Source organism: Glutamicibacter sp. AGC46, from assembly GCF_053543715.1.
Map to the genome: position 1 here is coordinate 233,652 of NZ_JBLVOJ010000009.1, position 6,000 is coordinate 239,651.

Annotated in this window: 6 protein-coding genes; 4 read left to right on the top strand and 2 right to left on the bottom strand. The window is 61.9% G+C overall.

Translation table 11 applies throughout. From position 1 onward, the window contains the following. Positions 1 to 360: 360 nt before the first annotated feature. On the top strand, positions 361 to 1,470 hold the full coding sequence (locus tag ACNPM8_RS04215) for a hypothetical protein (protein WP_388024798.1): 1,110 nt from the start codon (positions 361 to 363) through the stop codon (positions 1,468 to 1,470). A gap of 88 nt (positions 1,471 to 1,558) precedes the next feature. Continuing rightward, entirely contained in the window at positions 1,559 to 1,996 is a 438-nt protein-coding gene (locus ACNPM8_RS04220; protein WP_105662264.1) for a hypothetical protein, read from the top strand. 24 nt (positions 1,997 to 2,020) lie between these two features. On the opposite strand, the gene ACNPM8_RS04225 is transcribed toward ACNPM8_RS04220, so the two are convergent. Both ACNPM8_RS04225 and ACNPM8_RS04230 read right to left on the bottom strand, forming a co-directional pair. Next, positions 2,021 to 2,446, bottom strand: coding sequence for a DUF1801 domain-containing protein (locus ACNPM8_RS04225; protein ID WP_105656492.1), 426 nt, complete (start codon positions 2,444 to 2,446; stop codon positions 2,021 to 2,023). Beyond that, positions 2,415 to 3,833 carry an MFS transporter gene (locus ACNPM8_RS04230; RefSeq protein ID WP_388024801.1) on the bottom strand — a complete coding sequence of 473 codons (1,419 nt, stop codon included), beginning with the start codon at positions 3,831 to 3,833 and terminating at the stop codon, positions 2,415 to 2,417. Before ACNPM8_RS04230 ends, ACNPM8_RS04225 begins: the two co-directional genes overlap by 32 nt. Positions 3,834 to 4,070: 237 nt before the next feature. Between ACNPM8_RS04230 and benA the strand changes: the two genes are divergently transcribed. After that, positions 4,071 to 5,429: a benzoate 1,2-dioxygenase large subunit gene (gene benA, locus ACNPM8_RS04235; protein WP_448939344.1), complete on the top strand. Its 1,359-nt coding sequence runs from the start codon at positions 4,071 to 4,073 to the stop codon at positions 5,427 to 5,429. A gap of 19 nt (positions 5,430 to 5,448) precedes the next feature. Further along, entirely contained in the window at positions 5,449 to 5,979 is a 531-nt protein-coding gene (gene benB, locus ACNPM8_RS04240) for a benzoate 1,2-dioxygenase small subunit (protein ID WP_105656489.1), read from the top strand. Positions 5,980 to 6,000: the final 21 nt, after the last annotated feature.

The window sequence follows — 6,000 nt, forward strand, 5'->3', positions numbered from 1 at the left end:
GATGGCCGGAAATCACCAATGATCCGGGGCTTCGCGGACCACTGAAGCGGCCCCCGCCGAAACTACTAGGAAATCCAAGTTCATTAATAGGCCACGGCGCAGATTTTCTGTAGAGCTGAAAGCATTGTGTCGCAGGCTACATCTGTCTTTGCTGTTCATCTTGTCGGATTCAGCGCCATTGGTCAATGAAAGTGGACAAGAAAACAGCAAGTGAGCACCTTGAACACCAAAGGTCTACGGTCCTGCGGGGTCATCCGGGCATGCTTCCACGCAGGTGAGCCGCATCGCGCTATTCGCCCGGCTTCGGGCGGGCACCGTAGGCTTTAACCAGAGACCAATTTCGGAACCAAAGGACGGCTCATGGCCAGCAAAAAGCGTCAAGGCAAGAAGAACTCGGGCGCAGGGAATCCTGCCAAGGCGGCAGCGCGCGGCCGCAGCGTGTTCCTGATCCAGGCTGAACAGCAGATCAATGCGCTTCGCCAGGACTACACAACTTGGGTAGCGCAGCAGGTTCCTGCCTTTTCGCCTGAACAGGCGGCGCAGGCAGCGGGCATGCAGCTGGACGTCATCGGGCAGATCGCCGGCCAGTACGCCGAGAACGCCCGCAGCTCGAACCTGTTCGACCTGGACATCGATGTCTTCGGCGAGACTCTGGCCGAGCACCTGGGCAACCTGCCGGAATCCTTGGCTCCGGAGCCGATCTTCACCACATGGCTGGAATACTTCAGCTTCATCGAGCAGCGCATGCTCTGGCAGGGCCCTGCGGAGAACCTCGAAGCCCTGCGCGAGATGCTGGAAGATACGCTCAATGGTTTTGCCGAGGGCGACGCGGAGCTATGCGGATTGCTGCGCGAAACCAGGTTGTTCAGCCAGGTCAAGGCCTATGCCCAGGCGGTGGCCGAAGGCGTGGACATGGAGGACTTCAGTGCAGCAGCCGAAGCGCCGCGCGCCAAGGTATTGACTGCCGTTGGCCTGGATGCCGAAACCTTCGACCCGGAAGGCCCGGCGCCACTAGCCTTCAACTACATCTGGAGCGCCGGCCGGATGTCCGTCGTGGAGTCGGAAGGATCGGTGTTGCGCACGGATCCGGACGCCTACGAATTGCTGGTTGCCGGCGAGGAAGCGGGCAGCGCGCAGCTGCTCTTCGAGATGGCTGTCGGCTGCGTCCAGGCGCACCTGAACCCGACCTTCGATGTCACCTTGCGGGATGAAGCCCATTACCTGGTGCTGCGTAACCTGCTGGTCACCGCATCCACCGGCCGCGAAGGGGACTTGGAGGGCCTGCGCCGCAACTGCGGTCCGAAGATCTACGATGCCGTGCTTCCAGAAGCCCGCATCGCCATGGATTCCTTGGTCGGCTACGGTCTGATTTCCAAGGACGGCGAGCGCTACAGCATCGACGAGCGCCTGGTTCCGGTCATCTCCGCCGGCATCTCAGAGGTCGAGGCCTTCTTCGAAGAAGCCGAATAAGGCAGGGGATGATACCCGCAGAGGCACCAGTCTGCGGGTATCATCCAACCTAGGAAGATATTCGCTAGTAGCAAGCAGGCAATCGCTAATGGGCAAGAAAATCAGTTGGCCAATGAGCTGGCTGGCTGCAGCCAGCGGGATCCTCTTTGCGGTGCTGCTGCTGATCGTGGATCCGCTGATCGCGGATGCCCCATGGTGGTCCGAACCCGACCTGTGGGTGCCCTTGGCGTTCCCGCTGCTTCCATGGCTGGCAGTTGCCGGCGTGATGGCATGGCTGGGAAGCGCAACCGAGCGCTGGCTGCACGCTCTGGTGTTCAGCTTCAGCGCCCTGGCCGCCGGGGTGATTCCCGGCCTTTTCTGGACGCTACTGCTCTTTGACGCTTTCCCGGATTCCGCCAGCCCGCAGCTTCCCATGGCCGTCTCGCTATTCTCGGGTGCGGTGGCAATTGTGCTGGGTGCAGTTGCAGGCGGGCGGGCAATTTTCAGGCGTTTCAGGAAGGCCCGGCTGGCCGCCGTGGCGAACTAGGCGGCGGAGCTAAGCCCCTGGAGGCTATCGAGCCTGGTCGTCCTGCCGCGAGGCAGCGATGGAGATCAGTTTCCGCAGCACCTCCAGGTCGATGTCCTCCAGCTTTTTCACGTACACGCAACCGGCTCCCTCGGTGTATTTGCCCAGCTGCGGCAAGAGCTGGGCGCCCTCGGGAAGGTCCTTCAGCCCGTAGAGCGAGAGCTGGGCCTTGCGCGGCGAGAAACCGGTCTTGGGCCAGATGCCCGTGGTGCGCGCATTGGCAGGGGAGATGTAGGTGTAGCTTCCGTAGCCCACCATGCTCGGTCCCCACATCACCGGCTGCTCGCCGGTGGCTTCGCGGAAGATGCGGTCCAGTTCGTGGCCGTCAACCCGGCGCTTGGCCGGGGTTGCCGCCTCAATGAATTCCTCCACGCTGGCCTCAGTTGGAAGGGTCTTCTGACTTGTTGGCAAGTGATGCCTCCTCGGGTGCTCCAGGTGATTCGGCCTGGAAAATTGTCGACAGCTTGCGGTACTGGCTGGTGCCCATGGCCAGCAGCGCCACCACAATCATGATCAGCCCGCCGGCCAGGAATATCAAGGCGATGCCGCGCGCCTCGCCTTGCCCCACCAGCCAGCCGAATCGGTCGTCGCCCGCTGGCGAGCGCATGAAGGGGATGACCAGGTACTGGGCAATCGGCGCGATCAGGAAAGCGGTAATCGGCGCCGCGGCGGCTTCCATCATCTGGGCGAAGCCGAACACCCGGCCCTGGCGGCGGAAGGTGACCACCTTCTGGATCACCGTTTGCTCCGAGGCTTCCACCGCCGGGATCAGCATCATGTAGAGCCAGATGCCCAGCACATAGAGCCACGTCCATTCGCGGATGGTGAAGATCGCGCCGAGGAATCCCATGACGGCAACCAGCAGGAGCATGGTGCGGATCGGGTTGGCCCCCAGACCGAACTTGGCGATGGCCAAGCCGCCGATGATGAAGCCGGTGGATGCCAGCCCGAAGGTGATGCCCCAGGCTTCGACCGGCATGATGGTCAGCCCGTAGGGATCCATCAGCGCCATGTAGGTGCCGCCGATGAAGTTGTTGAACATCGAGAAGATGATCAGCGCGAATAGGCCAGGGATGGCCATCACTGTAGTGAAGCCCAGGCGCAGGTCGCTGGTCTTGGTCCGCCCCTCCTCCTTTTCCGGTTCCTCCTCCGGGATGGAGATGCCCAAAAGGTGCAGCATCGTGACCACGACCATCACGATGGCAATGGCCAGCGTCCATCCCATCCCCAGCAGTCCGATGGACAGCCCGGAGAACACGCTGGTGATGATGAAGGCGATGCCCTGCACCGTGCCCACCAGCCCGTTGGCGTTGGCATGGCGCTCGACCGGGATCAGCAAGGTGACCGTCGTGGACAGCGCGATGCCTCGCATCTGCTCCACGATCGCGCCGAACAGGATGACCAGGCAGAAGATCCAGAACTGCCATCCGCCGATATCCAGGATGTCCTTCGTGGGCAGCCAGAGGTAGATCAGCCCAGCCAGGGAAAAGGCCACAGCGGTGATCATCGCGGAGAAGACGAAGACCGATTTCTTGCGGTGGTTGTCCACGATCGTCCCGAAAACCATGGAGAACACGGAGATCAGCAGCATGAATGCGCCGCCGATGATGCCGGTGGCCATGACGTTCTCGGTCTCCAGGTACACCCAGAAGGTCAGCGCGAACCACAGGTAGCTGGTGGTGAGGTTCGCGACGGCGGTGTTGACCAGGATGTGCATGAAAGAGCGCTGGCCCTGCGGCGGAACTTCGGGGTTCTGGCCGTGGGCCGGCGGGAGATCAGGGGGTCCTTCATCGCGCATGGGCAAGCCTGCTTCGAAAAAGTGGCTGGTGGTCGTAGCAAAAGAATACGCCGATGCATTGATAGGCAACAGGTGTGAATTCAGACGATCGAAAACATAGTAGTCAGATGCCTAGCCCAAGCCTAGGCATAACCCTAGTGTGACCGCCCGCACTTTCTGCCAAGGTTGAATCCATGCAAACCGGCTGCAGCGGTTTCCCCTTTAAACGAGCATTGAATGGACGGAGCACACCACGCCATGACCGAGACCCTGAACGAGGTATCCAGCCTGCTGGATAACGCGCTGGTTGACAGCCCGGAAACCGGAGAGTTCCGCGCCAACCGAAATATCTTCACCGACGAAGAGATTTTCGAGATGGAAATGAAGCACATCTGGGAAGGCAACTGGGTGTACTTGGCCCACGAGTCCCAGATCCCGAACATCGGCGACTACTACACCACCAACATCGGCCGCCAGCCCATCATCATCTCGCGCAACAAGCAGGGCGAACTCAACGCGCTGATCAACGCCTGCAGCCACCGCGGAGCCATGCTCTGCCGGCGCAAGACCGATAACCGCACCACCTTCACCTGCCCGTTCCATGGCTGGACCTTCAACAACTCCGGCAAGCTGCTCAAGGTCAAGGATTCGCGGGGAGCTGGCTACCCGGAGCAGTTCAACAAGGACGGCTCCCACGATTTGACCAAGGTCGCCCGTTTCGAGAACTACCGCGGTTTCCTCTTCGGCTCGCTGAACGCCGATGTCCTGCCGCTGGAAGAGCACCTGGGCGAGGCCACGAAGATCATCGACATGATGGTTGACCAGTCCGAAGAAGGCCTGGAAGTGCTGCGCGGCGCCTCGACCTACACCTATGACGGCAACTGGAAGCTGCAGGCGGAGAACGGCGCTGACGGCTACCACGTATCGGCCACCCACTGGAACTACGCCGCCACCCAGGCCCGCCGCGCCAACGGCGAATCCTCCAACGACACCAAGACCATGGACGCCGGCGGCTGGGACAAGCAGAAGGGCGGCTACTACTCCTTCGAGCACGGCCACCTGCTGCTGTGGACCGAATGGCTGGACTCGGCCAACCGCCCGCTGGCCGAGAAGCGCGACGAGCTGGTTGCCAAGTTCGGCGAAGCCAAGGCCGACTGGATGATCGGCATTTCGCGCAACCTGTGCCTGTACCCGAACGTGTACCTGATGGACCAGTTCGGCTCGCAGATCCGCGTCTTCCGGCCGATCTCCGTGGACAAGACCGAGGTGACCATCTACTGCTTCGCCCCGGTGGGCGAGTCGGACACCGCGCGCGCGGCCCGCATCCGCCAGTACGAGGACTTCTTCAACGCCTCGGGCATGGCCACCCCGGATGACCTGGAAGAATTCCGCTCCTGCCAGAAGACCTACCTGGCCACCTCGGCGCAGTGGAATGACCTCTCGCGCGGCCAGGCCCACCAGATCACCGGCCCGGATGAGAACGCGGACAAGGTGGGCCTGAAGCCCATCTCCTCCGGAGCGCGCACCGAGGACGAGGGCTTGTACCCGATCCAGCACGGCTACTGGCTGCAGACCATGCGCCAAGCCGTGGATAACGAACGCGAAGCACCGAACTAAGGTCGAAGGGACAAGACAGATGAGCACCATCGCACTGACCGAGGCGCCGACTTCCAACGGCGCAGTCACCACCGCGGATATCGCGCAGTTCCTCTACCAGGAAGCCCGCTTCCTCGATGACCGCGACTTCGACCGTTGGCTGGACTGCTACCACCCGGAAGCCACCTTCTGGATGCCGGCCTGGGCCGATGACGAGCAGCTGACCGAAGATCCGCAGCGCGAGATCTCGCTGATCTACTACGCTAACCGCGGCGGCCTGGAAGACCGCGTCTTCCGCATCAAGACCGACCGCTCCTCGGCCACCTCGCTGCCCGAGCCGCGCACCGGGCACAACATCACCAACGTGGAGATCGTTGCAGTGGACGGCGACAAGGTGGACATCCGCTTCAACTGGTTCACCCTGTACTACCGCTACCAGAACGTGGACACCTACTTCGGCACCTCGTTCTACACGATCGACTACTCCGGCACTGCGCCGGTGATCACCGCGAAGAAGGTCGTCCTGAAGAACGACTACATCCACCACGTCGTGGACATCTACCACATTTAAGCGACACCCATTGGGCGGCGG

Coding starts and splice junctions, on each gene's coding strand:
- ACNPM8_RS04215 (WP_388024798.1), top strand. CDS start 361: ATGGCCAGCAAAAAGCGTCAAGGCAAGAAGAACTCGGGCGCAGGGAAT.
- ACNPM8_RS04220 (WP_105662264.1), top strand. CDS start 1,559: ATGGGCAAGAAAATCAGTTGGCCAATGAGCTGGCTGGCTGCAGCCAGC.
- ACNPM8_RS04230 (WP_388024801.1), bottom strand. CDS start 3,833: ATGCGCGATGAAGGACCCCCTGATCTCCCGCCGGCCCACGGCCAGAAC.
- benA (WP_448939344.1), top strand. CDS start 4,071: ATGACCGAGACCCTGAACGAGGTATCCAGCCTGCTGGATAACGCGCTG.
- benB (WP_105656489.1), top strand. CDS start 5,449: ATGAGCACCATCGCACTGACCGAGGCGCCGACTTCCAACGGCGCAGTC.